General features: G+C 71.5%; 14 protein-coding genes. 7 read left to right on the top strand and 7 right to left on the bottom strand.

What is annotated here, in order from left to right:
• Nucleotides 1–235: hypothetical protein (locus E1294_RS45595; protein ID WP_220448312.1), on the top strand; the 235-nt coding region annotated here is incomplete at its 5' end.
• Nucleotides 236–474: 239 nt separating this feature from the next.
• On the opposite strand, the gene E1294_RS45590 is transcribed toward E1294_RS45595, so the two are convergent.
• Nucleotides 475–1968, bottom strand: a complete 1494-nt coding sequence (locus E1294_RS45590) for a sugar ABC transporter ATP-binding protein (RefSeq protein WP_246083741.1) — start codon at nucleotides 1966–1968, stop codon at nucleotides 475–477.
• An 86-nt stretch (nucleotides 1969–2054) separates the two neighbouring features.
• Nucleotides 2055–2855: a DeoR/GlpR family DNA-binding transcription regulator gene (locus E1294_RS45585; RefSeq protein ID WP_220448311.1), complete on the bottom strand. Its 801-nt coding sequence runs from the start codon at nucleotides 2853–2855 to the stop codon at nucleotides 2055–2057.
• A gap of 161 nt (nucleotides 2856–3016) precedes the next feature.
• Here E1294_RS45585 and E1294_RS45580 point away from each other — a divergent pair, with 161 nt between their 5' ends.
• Genes E1294_RS45580 through E1294_RS45560 form a run of 5 tightly spaced genes read left to right on the top strand, consistent with a single transcriptional unit; the run spans nucleotide 3017 to nucleotide 10132 of the window.
• Nucleotides 3017–5530: a PA14 domain-containing protein gene (locus E1294_RS45580; protein ID WP_220448310.1), complete on the top strand. Its 2514-nt coding sequence runs from the start codon at nucleotides 3017–3019 to the stop codon at nucleotides 5528–5530.
• Between the two features lie 59 nt (nucleotides 5531–5589).
• Nucleotides 5590–6657, top strand: coding sequence for an ABC transporter substrate-binding protein (locus E1294_RS45575; RefSeq protein WP_132517980.1), 1068 nt, complete (start codon nucleotides 5590–5592; stop codon nucleotides 6655–6657).
• 1 nt (nucleotide 6658) lies between these two features.
• Nucleotides 6659–8218, top strand: a complete 1560-nt coding sequence (locus tag E1294_RS45570) for a sugar ABC transporter ATP-binding protein (protein ID WP_132517978.1) — start codon at nucleotides 6659–6661, stop codon at nucleotides 8216–8218.
• Complete coding sequence (locus E1294_RS45565) at nucleotides 8211–9182, top strand: ABC transporter permease (RefSeq protein ID WP_132517976.1); 972 nt, start codon at nucleotides 8211–8213, stop codon at nucleotides 9180–9182. The genes E1294_RS45570 and E1294_RS45565 overlap by 8 nt, the downstream gene beginning before the upstream one ends.
• Nucleotides 9179–10132, top strand: a complete 954-nt coding sequence (locus tag E1294_RS45560) for an ABC transporter permease (RefSeq protein WP_132517974.1) — start codon at nucleotides 9179–9181, stop codon at nucleotides 10130–10132. Before E1294_RS45565 ends, E1294_RS45560 begins: the two co-directional genes overlap by 4 nt.
• A 93-nt stretch (nucleotides 10133–10225) precedes the next feature.
• Here E1294_RS45560 and E1294_RS45555 read toward each other — a convergent pair whose 3' ends face one another.
• Both E1294_RS45555 and E1294_RS45550 read right to left on the bottom strand, forming a co-directional pair.
• Nucleotides 10226–11341, bottom strand: coding sequence for an MBL fold metallo-hydrolase (locus E1294_RS45555; RefSeq protein WP_246083740.1), 1116 nt, complete (start codon nucleotides 11339–11341; stop codon nucleotides 10226–10228).
• An 84-nt stretch (nucleotides 11342–11425) separates the two neighbouring features.
• A complete protein-coding gene (locus tag E1294_RS45550; RefSeq protein ID WP_132517972.1) occupies nucleotides 11426–12214 on the bottom strand; it encodes an SDR family NAD(P)-dependent oxidoreductase in 789 nt (262 codons plus the stop codon).
• A gap of 109 nt (nucleotides 12215–12323) precedes the next feature.
• On the opposite strand from E1294_RS45550, the gene E1294_RS45545 reads away from it, so the two are divergent.
• A complete protein-coding gene (locus tag E1294_RS45545) occupies nucleotides 12324–12986 on the top strand; it encodes a TetR/AcrR family transcriptional regulator (protein WP_246083739.1) in 663 nt (220 codons plus the stop codon).
• A gap of 112 nt (nucleotides 12987–13098) precedes the next feature.
• Here E1294_RS45545 and E1294_RS45540 read toward each other — a convergent pair whose 3' ends face one another.
• From E1294_RS45540 to E1294_RS45530, 3 genes are all read right to left on the bottom strand, one after another.
• Nucleotides 13099–14532: a carboxylesterase/lipase family protein gene (locus tag E1294_RS45540; RefSeq protein WP_132517968.1), complete on the bottom strand. Its 1434-nt coding sequence runs from the start codon at nucleotides 14530–14532 to the stop codon at nucleotides 13099–13101.
• Nucleotides 14533–14545: 13 nt separating this feature from the next.
• Complete coding sequence (locus E1294_RS45535; RefSeq protein ID WP_246083738.1) at nucleotides 14546–15265, bottom strand: DUF3152 domain-containing protein; 720 nt, start codon at nucleotides 15263–15265, stop codon at nucleotides 14546–14548.
• A 399-nt stretch (nucleotides 15266–15664) separates the two neighbouring features.
• On the bottom strand, nucleotides 15665–16343 hold a 679-nt coding region (locus E1294_RS45530; protein ID WP_220448308.1), incomplete at its 5' end, for an NAD(P)/FAD-dependent oxidoreductase.

Below are 16343 nucleotides of genomic sequence, written 5' to 3'. Positions count from 1 at the left end.
GAACGAGCCCGACCCTCCGGTGCGGGACAGGGAGCCGCTCCTGTCGGTCTCGGTCTCGGTGTCGCTCGGCCTGCCGGTGCTCGGCGGCGACGGCGACGGGGTGGTGGACGCCGGCATCGGCCTGGGCCTGGGCACCAGCCTTCTGGGCGTTGTGCTGGTGCCCGGGTCGGTGCTGCTCGGACGGCAGATCGTGGCCCGCAGAGTACGCCGGCCGCGCGAGCGGAGACGGCCGTGAGCCGTGTGCCACAGGTCATGATCGTCTACGATCGGCGTCGAATAGAGGGCGTCCCCCGGGCTGAATAAGTCCTGACCGGAACCCGCCCTGCGGTTCGGGGAGAGGAGAAAGGCCGCGCGGGAGGAGCCGGCCGTCGCCCGGGAGGTCTACGACGCCACTCCACCGAGCGCAGAGCCATGGCCGTCGCACAGGACACCGGCGGCGATCCCGGCGCGTGGGTGCCGCAGCCGCCGGAGGGGTCAGTCCTTGGCCAGGGCCGCCAGCAGGCGGTCTTCTGTGACCTCGGGGCCGGTCAGCTGCTCGGTGATCGCGCCGTCGCGCAGCACCACCACGCTGTCGCAGTTTTCCACCAGCTCGGCGACGTCGGACGAGATGAGCAGGATCGCCAGCCCGTCCACGGCGAGCTCGTCCAGCAGGGCCTGCATCTCCAGCTTGGTCGCCACGTCGACCCCGCGGGTCGGCTCGTCCAGCAGCAGCACCTTGGGGTGCATGGCCAGCCACCGCGCCAGCAGCACCTTCTGCTGGTTGCCGCCCGACAGCTCGCCGGCCGGCTGCCGGGGCGAGACCGCCTTGATCCCCAGCCGCTTCATGAACGTCGCCACGATGCCGTCCACCTGCGCGTCGGACACGATCCCCGCCCGCGACAGCCGTGGCAGCGCGGCCAGCGCGATGTTGTCGCGCACCGACAATGTGGGCACGATGCCCTCGGTCTTCCTGTTCTCCGGGACCAGGCCGATCCCGGCGCGTACGGCGCTCCTGACCGACCACTTGCGGGCCCCCGACGACGGGTGCGCGCCGGCCACCGTCACCTGCCCCGCGTCCACCGGCAGGGCGCCGGCGATGGCGCGGGCCGTCTCGCTGCGGCCGGCGCCGAGCAGCCCGCCGAGCCCGACCACCTCGCCGGCCCGCATCGCCAGCGACACCCCGTCGAGCACGTGGTGACGGGTGAGACCCTTGGCCTCCAGCACGGGCTCGTCGGCGGGCTCCTCGGCCTCGCCGGCCGCGAGCGGCGCCTCCACCGGGTGGAACGGCCGCCCCAGCATGAGCGAGACCAGCCGCAGCCGGTCGAGCCCTGCCAGCGGCCCGGTGTGCACGACCCGGCCGTCACGCAGCACCGTGACGCGGTCGCAGATGCCGAACAACTCTTCCAGCCGGTGGGTGACGTAGATGACCGAGCGGCCCTCCTCACGCAGCCGGGTCACGGCGCCGAACAGGGTTTCCAGGTCGGCGTGCTCCAGCGCCGACGTGGGCTCGTCCATGATGACCAGGCGGGCGTCCGCGGAGGCCGCCCTGGCCAGCGCCACGAGCTGGCGGGTGCCCTCGTTGAGCGAGGCGAGGGGGCGGCGCACGTCGACCCGCAGCCCGTAGGCGGCCAGCACCTCCTCGGCGCGGGCGTGCACGGCCGCGGAGTCGATCAGCCCGAGCCGGCCCCGGGGTTCCCTGCCGAGCAGCAGGTTGCGGGCGACGCTCATGGTGGGGACGAGGTTGGTCTCCTGATGGATCGTGGCGATCCCGGCCCGCCTGGCGTCGGCCGGGCCGGCGAACCTGACCGGCTCGCCGCGGAGGCGCAGCTCGCCCGCGTCGGGTGGGTAGACGCCTGAGAGCACCTTCACCAGGGTCGACTTGCCCGCGCCGTTGCCGCCGATCAGGGCGTGCACCTCGCCGGGGCGTACGGACAGGGTGACGTGGTCGAGGGCGGTGACACCCTGGAAGGTCTTGAGAACGCCTGCCACCTGTAGCACGGTTGCCTCCGCCTCGATCGTGGTCGAGGAAGAAAACATTCCCGTAACGGGTTTGTCACATTCGATCAGTAGGGCGATCAGAACTGGGCGACGTGCAGGCGCACGCCCCGGCCGCTCAGCTCGTCGAGCACGTCGCGGGGCGCGGAGTCGTCGGTGACCAGGTGGCCGATCTGGTCGGCGGGCACGGTCTGGACCATCGTGTCGACGCCGACCTTGGTGTGGTCGGCCAGCACGACGACCTCCTCGGCGGCCGCGGCCAGTGCCCGGTCGACGCCCGCCACCTGCATGTTGGGCGTGGACAGCCCGCGGTCGGCGCTCAGCCCGTTGCCCGAGATGAACGCCCTGCGCACCCGCAGCCCCGCGAGCGAGTGCTCGGCCGCGCTGCCGACCAGGGCCAGGATCGACCCGCGCAGCGTGCCGCCGGTCAGCATCACCTCGACGCGCGGCGAGCCGGCCAGCACCTGGGCGACCAGCAGCGAGTTGGTCACCACGGCCAGCTCGGAATGCCTCGTCAGGCGGCGGGCGAACTCCTGGGTGGTGGTGCCCGGCCCGACCACGATGGCGTCGCCGTCCTCCACGAGCGCGGCGGCCAGCTCGGCGATGGCGGCCTTCTCGGCGGACTCGAGCGAGACCTTGTGCGCGTAGCCGGCCTCGCGCGACAGCTCGCCCGGCAGGGTGGCGCCGCCGTGGTGGCGGTTGAGCAGGCCCTCCGACTCCAGAGCGCGCAGGTCGCGGCGGACGGTGACCTCGGAGGAGCGGACGGCCTGGGCGAGCTCGCGCAGCGACACCGCGCCGTTGGCACGCACCAACTCGAGGATGCGCTGCCTGCGTTCAGCGGCGAACACGGGCCTGCGGCCGTCGCTCTGCGTGTCGCTCACGACCCGATCATATTCGACGCGCCCACATGCGTTCACCTTTGACCGAACGAGAACGAATCTGATCGGAAATCTTGACCGGCTCGGTCCGGCAGTGCTTACTTTGGAGCATGTCAGGGTCAAAAGCTGTCCGAACGTGATCAGCGCATCGAAAGGACCCCCCGTTGCGTAAGCCCCTCGTGCTGTTGCTCGCCATCCTGATGTCCGTCTTATGGCAGGTGCCGCCGCCCGCCTCCGCCGCGTCCGAGCGGCACGGCCTGCGCGGCGACTACTACCTCGCCTCGGCGGCGAGCGCGTTCGACTTCGCCGAGCTCAAGGCGAGCGTCGTCGACCCCAACCTGGAGCTGGCCGACCTGAACCCCGTGTTCACGATGCTGACCGGCAGGGAGGACGACGTCACCGTCCGGTGGACCGGGCAGATCGAGCCCGAACACTCCGAGACCTACACCTTCTCCATGATCGGCGACAACGGTTTCCGCCTCTGGATCGACGGCAAGCCGATCATCGACCACTGGGTGGACGACTGGGACGCGGAACAGACCGGCACCCCGATCGCCCTGGAGGCCGGCAGGAGGTACGACGTCAAGGTCGAGTACTTCGAGCACTACGGCGGCGCCCACCTGCGGCTGCGGTGGGAGAGCCCGAGCCAGCCGAAGGCCGTCGTCCCCGCGGACGCGTTCACACTGCCCGAGGGCTTCGACCCCGGAGGCCCGGCCGATGCCCGGCTCGACGAGGCCGGGGACGTCGCCACGCTCACCTTCCCCAAGGCGCTGGCCGACCTGCCCGCGGACGCGGCCGGCAAGCTCGCCGTCACCGTCGCCGGGACGGCGTGGCCCGTGACCGCGGCGACCCTCAAGAGCCCCGAGACCGTCGAGCTCAAGCTGAAGCACCCGATCCCCGCCAAGGCCGGCAACACCGTACGCACCGGCTACGACGGCACCGGCAGCATCACCTACGCCGACGGCACCGAGCTGGCCGCCTACACCTACGGCTACGTGCTCAACGCCTCGGCCTACATCCTGCGCAGCACGTGGGCCGACGACGTCGACCCGGCGAAGCCGCTGCCCGAGTACCCCAGGCCGCAGCTCGTCAGGGACCGCTGGCACAGTCTCAACGGCACCTGGCAGTTCGGCCCGGCCAAGGAGGGCGAGGCCGCGCCCGTCGGCCGTGACCTGCCCGAGCGCATCGTCGTGCCGTACCCCGTCGAGTCCCAGCTGTCCGGCATCGGCCGGCACGAGGAGCGCATGTGGTACCGCAGAGCGTTCGAGGTGCCGCGCGGCTGGCGTGGCGAGCGCGTCCTGCTGCACCTCGACGCGGTGGACTGGCAGGCCGCCGTCTACGTGAACGGCAAGCAGGTCACCACCCACAAGGGCGGCTACGACCGGATCAGCGTGGACGTGACCGACGCGCTCAAGCGCCACGGCCGCCAGGAACTGGTCGTGGGCGTGTACGACCCGACCGACACCGGCAGCCAGGCCCTCGGCAAGCAGCGGCTCAACCCGGGCGGCATCTGGTACACCGCCGTGTCCGGCATCTGGCAGTCCGTCTGGCTAGAGCCGGTCGCCAAGGATCACATCGAGCGCGTCGACGCCGTGCCCGACGTGCCGGGCGAGGCGGTGAAGGTCACCGTGCACGGCTCGCCGGGCCCCGTGACCGTGACGGCCAGGGACGGCAGGCGCGTGGTCGGCAGGGCCACCGGCGAGACCGGCGAGGAGCTCAGGATCCCGGTGCGCAAGCCCAGACTCTGGTCTCCCGGCGACCCCCACCTCTACGACCTGGATGTCAGGCTCAAGCGTGACAAGGTCGAGTCCTACTTCGGGATGCGCTCCATCGGGGTGTCCGGCAACCGGATGATGCTCAACGGCAAGCCGGTCTTCCAGATCGGCCCTCTTGACCAGGGCTTCTGGCCCGACGGCATCTACACCGCCCCGACCGACGAGGCCCTGCGCTATGACCTGGAGCAGACCAAGGCACTCGGCTTCAACGCGGTGCGCAAGCACGTCAAGGTCGAGCCCGACCGCTGGTACCACCACGCCGACAAGCTGGGCCTCCTGGTCTGGCAGGACATGCCGTCGACCGTACGCGCCGACGACCGGCCCCAGTTCGAGGCCGAGTTGCGCGAGCTGGTCGACCAGCACCGCAGCAGCCCGTCGATCGTGATGTGGGTGCCGTTCAACGAGGGCTGGGGCCAGTACGACCAGGCACGCATCGCCGATCTGGTCAAGAGCTGGGACCCCTCGCGCCTGGTGAACAACATGAGCGGCGTCAACTGCTGCAACGCCGTGGACGGCGGCAACGGCGACGTCAAGGACTTCCACATCTACCCGGGCCCCGGCAACCCCGGCAAGCCGGAGGGGACCAGGGCCAACGTGATCGGCGAGTACGGCGGGCTGGCCCTGCCGGTGGTCGGCCACACCTGGTCCGGCGGAGGCTGGGGCTACGCGGTCGAACCCGATCCCGAGTCCCTCACCGACCGCTACGTCGGCATGATCGAGGAGATCGAGCGGCTGCACGCCTGCGAGCAGCTGAGCGGCGCGATCTACACCCAGACCACCGATGTCGAGACCGAGATCAACGGCCTGATGACGTACGACCGGGCGGTCACCAAACCCGACGTGAAGCGCGTCCACGACGCGCACAAGGCGCTGACGGATGCGATCAACCCGCCCTGCGCCTGAGCTCCGCCGCGCCCGGGCCCTCGTGGCCCGGGCGCCGCTCCTGATAGGAAAGGAACGCCATGACCCCCCATATCCGGGCGGCCGCGTTGACGCTGGCCGTGCTCCTCACGGCGTCGGCCTGCGCCAAGTCGGAGGAGCCGCAGAGCGCGCCCGCCGCCACCGGCACCGCCGGGCGGCAGGTCGTCCAGACCCCCTCCGGCACGGCCGGGCCCACCTGCACGCTCGACCAGTTCGGCGGCACGAGATTCGACCTCAGGACGGCCACGGTCGGCTTCTCCCAGTCCGAGAAGGAGGCCAACCCGTTCCGGATCGCCGAGACCAAGTCGATCAGGGACGAGGCGGCCAAGCTCGGCATCAAGGACCTCAAGGTCACCAACGCCCAGTCGCAGTTCTCCAAGCAGATCACCGACGTCCAGCAGCTCATCGCCCAGGGCGTGCAGCTCCTGGTGATCGCCCCGCTGAACTCCGACGGCTGGGAGCCCGTGCTCCAGCAGGCCGCCGCCAAGAAGATCCCGATCATCACGGTCGACCGGAAGATCAACGCCAAGCCGTGCAGCGACTATCTGACGTTCATCGGCTCGGACTTCTACGAGCAGGGCAAACGTGCCGCCGACCGCATGATCGACGCTCTCGGCGGCAAGGGCAAGGTCGCCATCCTCCTCGGCGCCCCCGGCAACAACGTCACCACCGAGCGGACGAACGGCTTCAAGGACCGCGTCAAGGAGAAGGCGCCGGACATCACGATCTCGTTCGAGCAGACCGGCGAGTTCGCCCGCGAGAAGGGCCAGCAGGTCACCGAGCAGCTCATCCAGTCCAACCCCGACATCAACGGCATCTACGCGGAGAACGACGAGATGGCCCTGGGCGCCGTGACCGCGCTGAAGGGTGCGGGCAAGGAGGCCGGCGACATCAAGATCGTGTCGGTGGACGGCACCCGCAGCGCCGTCCAGGCCATCGCCGACGGCTGGCTGCACGCGGTCATCGAGTCGAACCCCCGCTTCGGCCCGCTGGCCTTCGAGACCGCCCAGAAGTTCCTGGACGGAGAGGCCATCCCCGACAAGGTGATCATCTCCGACCGGGACTACGACACGACCAACGCCAAGGACTCCCTCGGTGAGGCGTACTGACTTGGAAGCGGTTCTCGAGGCCAGGGAGGTCAGCAAACGCTTCCCCGGCGTGCTCGCCCTCGACGGCGTGTCCCTCGCCCTCCGCCCGGGTGAGGTGCACGCCCTCGTGGGGGAGAACGGCGCCGGCAAGTCCACGCTGATCAAAGTCTTCACCGGCGTGTACCAGCCGGACGGCGGCGAGCTGCGCCACCAGGGCGAACCCGCGGCCTTCGGCACCCCCATGGACGCGCAGCGCGCCGGCATCTCCACCATCTACCAGGAGGTCAACCTCGTCCCGATGATGAGCGTGGCCCGCAACCTGCTGCTCGGCCGCGAGCCGCGCCGCTTCGGCGTGATCGACGCGGCCGCCATGAACGGCGAGGCGGAACGGGTCCTCGCCGGCTACGGCGTCGAGACCGACGTCAGGCGGCCACTGCGGTCACTCGGCGTCGGCGCCCAGCAGATGGTCGCCCTGGCCAGGGCGGTGTCCGTCGACGCGCGGGTGGTCATCATGGACGAGCCCACCTCGTCGCTGGAGCCGCGCGAGGTCGAGACGTTGTTCGGGGTGATCAGGCGGCTGCGCGACCAGGGCATCGCCGTCATGTACGTCAGCCACCGCCTCGACGAGCTCTACCAGGTGTGCGACCAGGTGACCGTACTGCGCGACGGCCGGGTTGCCCACACCGGGGCGCTGGCCGGCGTGGAACGCCTGAGGCTCATCTCGCTGATGCTCGGCCGCGACCCGAACGAGGTCCGCTCGCACGGCCTCACCCGCTTCTCCCGCGACCGCGCGGGCCCACGACAGGGCGCGGACTCCGCCGGCTCCCCGGACGGCGGGACGAGCCGGCGCTCTCCGGTCGTCGAGGCGCGCGGCCTGACCCGGCGGCACGTCCTCGACGGCGTGGACGTGTCCGTCCGGCCCGGCGAGGTCGTCGGGCTCGGCGGGCTGCTCGGCGCCGGCCGTACCGAGACCGCCAAGGCCATCGTCGGCGCGCTCCCGCTGGACGGCGGGCAGGTGCTCGTGGCCGGGGCGCCCGTGCGCGTCGGCTCCACCACGGCGGCCATCCGCGCGGGCGTCAGCCTGCTGCCCGAGGACCGCAAGGCCGAGGGCATCATCCCGACCCTGTCCGTCCGCGAGAACATCGCGCTCGCCGCGCTGCCCTCGCTCGGCCGGGCCGGCGTGGTGTCGGACGCCAAGATCGACCGCGTGGTCGAGATCTTCATGCGGAGGCTGAGGATCAAGGCCGCCTCGCCGCACCAGCTCGTCTCCGAGCTGTCCGGCGGCAACCAGCAGAAGGTGCTGCTCGCCCGCTGGCTTGCCGTACGGCCCAAGGTGCTGCTGCTCGACGAGCCCACCCGGGGCATCGACGTCGGCGCCAAGGCCGAGGTGCAGGCGCTGATCGACGAGCTGGCCGAGGAAGGACTGGGCGTGCTGCTGATCTCCTCCGACCTGGAGGAGCTGGTCGAGGGCGCCGACCGGATCCTCGTGCTGCGCGATGGCGCGGTCGCCGGGGAGCTGTCGGGCGACGACGTCACCGAGGAGAGGATCATGGCGACGATCGCGGAGCAGTCCGATGGCTGAGCTCACCACCCGGGGCGGCGGCCGCGTCGCCGTGCTGAAACCGCGCGTGTTCGCCTGGGTGCAGGACTACGGCGTGTACGCGGCCGTGCTGGCGCTGCTGCTGTTCAACGTGCTGTTCACCCCGCACTTCCTGGACGCGTCGAACTTCCGCACCCAGCTCGTCCAGGTCACCCCCATCGTGATCGTCTCCCTGGGCATGGCCCTGGTGATCGGCACCCAGGGCATCGACCTGTCGGTCGGCTCGGCGATGTCGCTGGCCGCCGCCCTCGTCGTCCTCTACCTCGGGTACGGCTGGCTGCCCGCGCTGGTCGTCGCCGTGCTCGGCGGCGCCCTGGTGGGGGCTGTGGGAGGGGCGCTGGTCGCCTACATCAACGTGCAGCCGATCGTGGCCACGCTGGCCCTGCTGGTCGGCGTACGAGGACTGGCCAACGTGCTCGTGCCGCAGCTGGTCGAGTTCCGCAACCCCGACCTGATCGCGCTGGGCAGCAGCTCGGTCGCCGGGATCCCCGTCATCGTGCTGATCGCGGCGGCCCTCACGCTCGTGGTGATGTTCGTGGTGCGGCGGACCACGTTCGGCCGGCAGGTCGTGGCGATCGGCGGCAACCGGTCGGCCAGCGAGCTGTCCGGGCTGCCCGTCAAACGTGTCCTGCTGATCGTCTACGTGATCTCCGGACTGCTCGCGGCGCTGGCCGGGGTGCTCGCCACCGCACGGTTGCAGGCCAGCGACCCGACGTCGCTCGGGTTGTTCATCGAGCTGTCGGCGATCACCGCGGTCGTCGTCGGCGGCACCCCGCTGACCGGCGGCCGGATCAGGGTGCTGAGCACGGTCATGGGCGCGCTGCTCATGCAGCTGCTGGCGGCCACGCTGATCAAACACAACCTGCCGCAGTCCTGGACCCAGATGGTCCAGGCGGTCATCATCCTGGCCGCCGTCTACGCCACCAGGGAGCGTGCTACTCGATGAACCGCGGACAGGTGAGCCGGGTGCTCCAGCAGCACGGCGCGGTCATGGTGCTGGGCGTGGTGGTGATCGTGGGCAGCCTGGCGTTCGACTCCTTCGCCACGCCCGGAAACGCGGTCAGCGTGGTGGTGTCGTCGTCGTTCCTGGCGATCATCGCGATCGGCATGACGTTCGTCATCATCAGCGGCGGCATCGACCTGTCGGTCGGGTCGCTGTTCGTGCTGGGAGGTGTGCTGGGGGCGTACGGCTCGCAGTACGGCCTCGTCGTGGCGCTGCTGTTGCCGCTGGCGGTGTGCGGGCTGGTCGGCCTGCTGCAGGGCCTGGTGATCGCGCGTACGGGCATGGCGCCGTTCATCGTCACGCTGGCCGGGCTGCTGGGCGTGCGCGGCCTCATGCTGGCGATCTCCGACGAGGGCGCCACGACGTATCTGGTGAAGGACCTGGCCTTCGCGGAGCTGGGGCGGGGGCAGGTGCTCGGCCTGTCATACCCGGTCTACATCACGATCGCCCTGTCGCTGGCCGCGATGGTGCTGCTGCAGCGTACGGGCTTCGGCCAGAACGTCTACGCCATCGGGGGCAACGAGCAGGCGGCGGCGCTCATGGGCGTGCCGGTGGCGCGGACGAAGGTCTACGTGTACCTGATGTCGGGGCTGCTCGCGGGGCTGGCTGGCGCGCTCAACGCGGCCCGCCTGTCGTCCGGGGTCACGATCCTCGGCATCGGGCTGGAACTGGACGTGATCGCCGCCGTGGTGATCGGCGGGACCCTGCTGACCGGGGGAGCCGGGGGGATCACCGGGACGGTGGCGGGGGTGCTGCTGCTCGGCGTGATCCAGAGCCTGATCAACCAGGTGGGGAACCTGACGTCCGCGTTCCAGCAGGTGGTGAGCGGGTTGTTCCTGGCGCTGGTGGTGGTGGCGCAGCGGCTCCTGAGCAAGGCGCAGCGGCTGACCTGACCGCACGCTCAGCCGTGACCGGCGCGGGCCGGGGTGCGGGTGCGGCGGCGCCCGCACCCGCACTCCGGCTTGTACGGCCCGCGCGCCCGGCGGTCAGGCCAGGGTCTCCCACCAGCCGTCCACCACCGGGGCGGCCGTGGTGTCCACCGCCTCGCCCGGCCGGGGCACGACGATCTTGACGTCGCGGGCCTTGGCCTCGAGCCACAGCCGCTCCACCGGCTCCGCCCACGGGTGCAGGGCCAGCGTGAACGTCGCCCAGTGCACCGGGAGCAGCAGGCTGCCGCCCAGATCGAGGTGGGCGTTGACGGCCTCTTCCGGAGTCATGTGGATGTCCGGCCAGGCCGGGCTGTAGGCGCCGATCGGCATGAGCGTCAGGTCGAACGGCCCGTGCGCCGAGCCGATGCCCCGGTAACCCTCGAAATAGCCGGAGTCGCCGGCATAGAACACCCGCCTGCTCGCCCCGGCGACCACCCAGGAGCCCCACAGCGTGTCGTTGCGGGTGAACGTCCGGCCGGAGAAGTGCCGGGCCGCCGTGGCGACGAAGCGCAGCCCAGCGACCTCGGCCTCCTCATTCCAGTCGAGCTCGATGATCCGGAACGCGGGCACGCCCCACCGCTCCAGGTGCGCGCCGATGCCCAGCGGCACCAGGAACGGCGCCTTCTGCGTCCGCGTCAGCGCGCGCACGGTCGCCATGTCGAGGTGGTCGTAGTGGTCGTGGGAGATGGCGATCGCGTCGACCTGCGGCAGCTCGCCGAGCTCCACGGGCACCGGATGGTGCCGCTTCGGGCCGATCAGGTGCGAGGGCGAGGCCCGTCTGCTCCACACCGGGTCGAACAGCACCCGCCTGCCCTCGATCTCGACCAGCGTGGAGGCGTGGCCGTACCAGACGGCCCGCACGTCGTCGGAGGGCGGCGGGCCGGACGGCGGGACACGAAGCGGGACGATGCCGCCGGGGCGGCGCTGCTCCCTGTCCTTCGCCAGGTCGCCGAGCATGCTCGCGGGCGGCCTGGCCAGGGCCGTCTCCGGCGTCGGATTGACGAACGTGCCATCTCTGAACTGCGGCGAACGCCGTATCCTCGCCTCTCGGTCGGGCCCCGACGTCAGCGGCCGTACGCCCAGCTCGGAGGGCAGGTCGCGCAGTGCCCAGCCGGCCGCGGCGAGAGCCGCGCCACCCGCGAGCACGCGCCGTGCCGTCCGCATTCGTACCATCGCTCACTCCCCTGGAAAATCAGTCCGTCCCGCTCGACCGGCGGGATCCCCGGTGTTCCCTAACCTACGATATATCGCGATAGTTCAAGCTGTCTTGATCGCCCCGCCATCAACGATGTAGTCGGCGCCGTTGACGCTGCCGGCGTGCGGCGAGACCAGCCACGTGACGAGGGCGGCGATCTCCTCCGGTTCGACGAACCTACCGGTCGTCATGCCGGTGGCGGAGGGGAGCCCCGCCAGGAGCTGCTCGAGCTCCACGCCGCCGGCGGCCGCCACCGCCGCGCCGAACCTGCCCGGCTCCTCCCACAGGGATGTGCGCGTGGCGCCCGGCGAGACCGTGTTGACCCGCACCCCCTGCGGCCCGAACTCCTCCGCCAGCGCCTTGCCGAACGCCGTCAGCGCCGCCTTGGCCGTCGTGTACGGCACCGGGCCGCTGTGCGGCGTCCGTGCGCCCGCCGAGGAGATGTTGACCACCGTGCCGCTCCGCCGGACGAGGCTCGGCAGGGCGGCTCTGGTGGCGCGCACGGCGCTGAAGAGGTTGAGGTCGTAGGTCTCGCGCCACACGTCGTCGTCGAAGCCCAGGAACCCGTCGAGCATGCCCTCACCTCCGTCGCCGCCGCCCACGTTGTTGACCAGCACGTCGATGTCGCCCAGCTCGGCCAGCGCCCGGTCGATCATCTGGGCGGGGCCGTCCGGGGTGGACAGGTCGGCGGCCACGGCGCTCGCGCCGGTCTCCTTCAGCGCGGGGGTGATCGTGCGCGCGGCGGCCACGACGCGCATCCCCTCACCGGTCAGTGCCTGTGCGATCGCCAGCCCGATGCCCCGGCTCGCGCCGGTGACGATCGCTGTCTTGCCATGGAGGTGCAGGTCCATGAGGGAAACTTCCCTTCAGTTGCGTCATGCGAGATGCTTTGAAGGTATAACTCGCAACACAGATGATGCAAGTTCGGGTGGAGTGGATACGTTGGCGTATTCTGCTGGGGTGAGCGAGACCCATCCGACCCCGCAGCCGGTGCAGCCCGAGGCGTCCACGCAGGGCGAGCCCGAGCGGTCAGAGCCGTGCGAGCAGGCCGCGTCGCCCACGCGCGCCCTGCGGTCCGACGCCGAGCGGACGGTGCGCACGATTCTCGAGGCGGCCGAGCGTGTGCTGAGCAAGAACCCGGCGGCCACCATGGAGCAGATCGCCGAGGAGGCCGGCGTGGCGCGCACGACCGTGCACCGGAGGTTCTCCTCGCGGGAGGCGCTGGTGGACGCGATGGCGGCGTGGGCCACCCGGCAGTTCGCCGCCGCCGTGGAGGCCGCCAACCCCGAGAACACGCCGCCGCTGGTCGCGCTCTACCAGGTCACGGCCAACGTGCTCCGGGTCAAGAGCGACTGGGGGTTCGCGATGAGCCGGGCGCTGTCGGCCGACCCGGAGGTGGCCCGGGTGCACGCGGACGTCGAGAAGCGCTGCACCCTGCTGTTCGAGCGGGCCCGGTCGGCGGGTGTGCTGCGGGCCGACGTCGACGACGTCTGGGCCAAGCGGGCCTATTACGCGCTGATCCACGAGACCGTCCAGAGCCGCGACGGCGACCCGGACGCGCTGGCGGTGCGCCTGGTGGACACCCTGCTACGGGGCCTCGGCGCCGGCCAGAGCCTCACCTGACCGGCCGCGCACACCGGCGCCGGCGCGCGCACGTGTCCCCGCACCCGCGCGCGGGAGCCGGTCGCGCGGGGTACGTGACACGTCTACCCCGCGCGGGCACCCGTGGGAGCGGTCAGCCGATCGGGGAGAAACCCGGCTTCGACCAGATGGCGCGCGAGGCCGCCTCCGGGTCGGGCAGGTCGGCGGGTTCGACGTCGAAGACGTGGGTGGTGGCGGTCGCCGCGTCGTACCGGGGCCAGCCCGGGTCACCGGTGGCGGCGAACGCCGTCCAGGCCCTGCGGAACTGGTCCGACAGTTTCGGCAGGTCGGGTGACTCGCCGGCGAGCATCTGCGCCAGCTCGTCGTCGAGTGCCCCGAAGGTGAGCGGCACGTCCAGGCCGTGGCAGGCCCGGAACGCCGGTGTGGGCGACCAGGTCAGTTCGTAGGCGAAGGTCGTGCCGGTGTGCGCGTCGGCGAGCAGCGCGCTCGGCATCCTGAACATCCAGTCCGACATCAGCGTCACGTACAGGTCCTCGTCGGACGCCCCCGGGTACGCCTCGCGGTAGGCGTGCTCGGCCCCGGCGGGCGCCAGGACGCGCATGGCCCGCCCGACGTCGTCGAACCGCCCGCCGCCCATGACGTGGAACATCCGGTACTCGTCCCGGTTGAAGCCCGTGATCAGCTCGACGTCGCGGCTCGCGCCGGTGGCCAGGGCGTTCCACGGCGTGTCGGGCAGCACCTCACCGTCCACCACGGGCGCGAACGCGAGCGGGGCGAACGCGACCGGCCCCCATTCGCGGGGATTTCCGGGGATCTCCTCGGTGGCGACCGCCTCCGCCGCCGCCACGAGCACCTCCGCGGGGCTGTCGCACGGGGACGTTCCTCCAGCCCTGGCGACGATCGACTCCGTGACGCGCGCGGCGTGAGCCGGTGTGAAGAACATCCCCGGCACGCTCTGCGCGATGGCCCGCTGGAACAGACCGTCAGCCAGGGGCATCGCCATCAGGCAGGCGACGGCGCCCGCACCCGCCGACTCGCCGAACACCGTGATGTTGCCCGGGTCGCCGCCGAACGCCGCGATGTTCTCCCGCACCCAGCGCAGTGCGGCCACCGAGTCCAGCAGGCCCCGATTGTCAGGAGCGCCGGGAACGTGGCCGTACCCCTCCATGCCGACCCGGTGGTTGAACGTGACCACCACGGCGCCGTGGCCCGCCAGCGTCGCGCCGTCGTAGACGGGCAGGTCGGCGCAGCCCGAGCGGTACGCGCCGCCGTAGATCCACACCATCACCGGCAGGCCGGAGCCGCCGGGGTCGGGCGTCCAGACGTTCACGGTGAGGCAGTCGAGCCCCTCGTCCGGGCTCCACGCGGGCAGGCCGGGCATCATCGGAGGCTGCGGCGGGCGCGGGCCGAACCGCACGGCCTCCAGCACGCCGTCCCACGGATCGACCGGCACGGGCGCGGCGAACCGCAGCGGCCCGAACGGGGTCTTCGCGAACGGTATGCCCTTGAAGACCGAGATGCCATCCTGCTCAGAACCGCCTACCCGGCCGGCGCCGATAGTGATCATTCGATTCCTTCCTTCAGCGTCTCCGATCTTCAGTCTGGTGTCTTTCGCGAGATTTGCGACCCGGAAACGGCCACGGATTGGGGCGGCAGCGGCCCAGCGACATCGACTGCTGCGCCATCACCGGGGCCAGACGGCCGGGGCCAGGGCAGCGGCGGTGGCCGTGCCCCAGGCCGTGTCCGGCCTCATGGTTGATCAGGTAGCGCCGGTAGGCGGTCAGCCGGCCTTCGTAATGCGGGACGCCCTTGGCCCAGCGCAGAGCGTTGATGACCGAGCGGGTGCCGTTCCAGCAGGAGAGGCTGCCCCCGGTGCGCAGCGGCCGGCACTCGCGGCGGGTGAGGCGAGGGCTGGACAGGGCGACGCGCACCCTCACCGGCGGATGATCGACCCTGTGGAAACGCCCCCAGCCCCGCTCGTCGTTGAGCGTGCGGTGCACCTCCGAGGCGAACGTACGGGGATCGAACGGCAGGCCGCGCTCCACCTCGACCAGATACCGCACCACCGCGCCGCGTCCCGGCCTCGCGGGAGCGCCGCCGCGCACGACGGCGTACTTCCCCGACGCTGCGTACGGCACCCGCACGGGCGCGCGCGGTCGCCGTTCGCGAGGCGGCGGTGGCTCGCCGGAGGTGCCGCCGGGGGTTGCGGCCGGTGGGGTGATCGGCGGGACGGCCGGCTCGGTGCCGCATCCGGTGGCCAGAAGGAGCAGGAGCATCATCAGCAGTGCGAGCAGCGGCAACGCGGCCTCCCCACGAGATCATGGTGGGGAGAAATCCGATCATACGAGGCTACTTGTCACGCTTGTCGGGCGGGGTGAGGGTTGCTCCGGTGAAGGGTTCCTTGTGGGTTGTGTGGCTTTCGGTGACGTCATGTGGTGATGGTGCATTCGTCGGCCACGGTCCCCGTCGGGAGCGGGCCGGACGCGACGCTGCGATGGGCCGGATCTCGTGTGGTGATCGGCCGGATGTCGCGTGGTGACGGGTGTCGTGTGGTGATCGGCCGGAATCGTGTCGTGATGGGCCGGGTGCCCGGCACGGCGGACCCGGCCTGCCCGGCAACGACGGATAGGCGCTGCCGGAGCCCAGAGCGCCAGTCCCCGTGAGGCGCGACGTGGGAGGTGGCGCGAGCGGGCGTGTGTTCAGGCGATGGCAGGCGCGTAGGGGGTGAGGTCGATGGGCGGTTCCTCGCCGAGGGCGAGAACGGCGGCGATCCGGCCGGTGAACGGGCCCGCCGTCAGACCGTACGAGTTCAGGCCCGTCGCCACCACCACACGGCTGGTGAGGCGGCCGATGAGCGCGCTGCCGGGGGCGTACACCGGGCGCAGCCCGACCCTGGTCTCCGCGACCGTCGCGCCCAGCAGCCCCGGCGCCACCTGCAACCCCGCCTCGATCACCTCGCCGAGCCCGCCCATCGTGACACGCGGAGAGAACCCCACGTCCTCGATGGTCGCGCCGATGACGACGCGGGAGTCGGGGAAGCCGAGCAGGTAGGGGCCGATCCTGGGCAGCACGATCGGCCACCAGGCCGTATCGATGCCCTCCAGGGTGACGTGCAGGATCTGACCGCGCCTCGGGAAGACCGGCAGTTTCACACCCAGCGGCCGGCACACCTCACCTGTCCACGCGCCGGCGGCCACGATCACGACGTCCGCGTCGATCGGAACACCCTCACCGGGGAAGCTGTGGGCTCCCGTGCCGGCGAGCGGCGCGTCCGTCGTCTCAAGCGGCGTCGCCTGCCGCCAGGACGTGCTGCCTGCGCCGGCCACCTGCTCGCCACCGCGGAACGGCACGCCCGCACCCGCCGGCCCGCCGGAACCC

It is taken from the genome of Nonomuraea diastatica (assembly GCF_004349015.1).
Lineage (GTDB): Bacteria > Actinomycetota > Actinomycetes > Streptosporangiales > Streptosporangiaceae > Nonomuraea > Nonomuraea diastatica.
The sequence above is the reverse complement of the archived record's forward strand: the minus strand, read 5'-3'. Positions and strand labels throughout refer to the sequence as shown.

Coding starts and splice junctions, on each gene's coding strand:
- E1294_RS45575 (WP_132517980.1), top strand. CDS start 5,590: ATGACCCCCCATATCCGGGCGGCCGCGTTGACGCTGGCCGTGCTCCTC.
- E1294_RS45565 (WP_132517976.1), top strand. CDS start 8,211: ATGGCTGAGCTCACCACCCGGGGCGGCGGCCGCGTCGCCGTGCTGAAA.
- E1294_RS45560 (WP_132517974.1), top strand. CDS start 9,179: ATGAACCGCGGACAGGTGAGCCGGGTGCTCCAGCAGCACGGCGCGGTC.
- E1294_RS45555 (WP_246083740.1), bottom strand. CDS start 11,341: ATGGTACGAATGCGGACGGCACGGCGCGTGCTCGCGGGTGGCGCGGCT.
- E1294_RS45550 (WP_132517972.1), bottom strand. CDS start 12,214: ATGGACCTGCACCTCCATGGCAAGACAGCGATCGTCACCGGCGCGAGC.
- E1294_RS45540 (WP_132517968.1), bottom strand. CDS start 14,532: ATGATCACTATCGGCGCCGGCCGGGTAGGCGGTTCTGAGCAGGATGGC.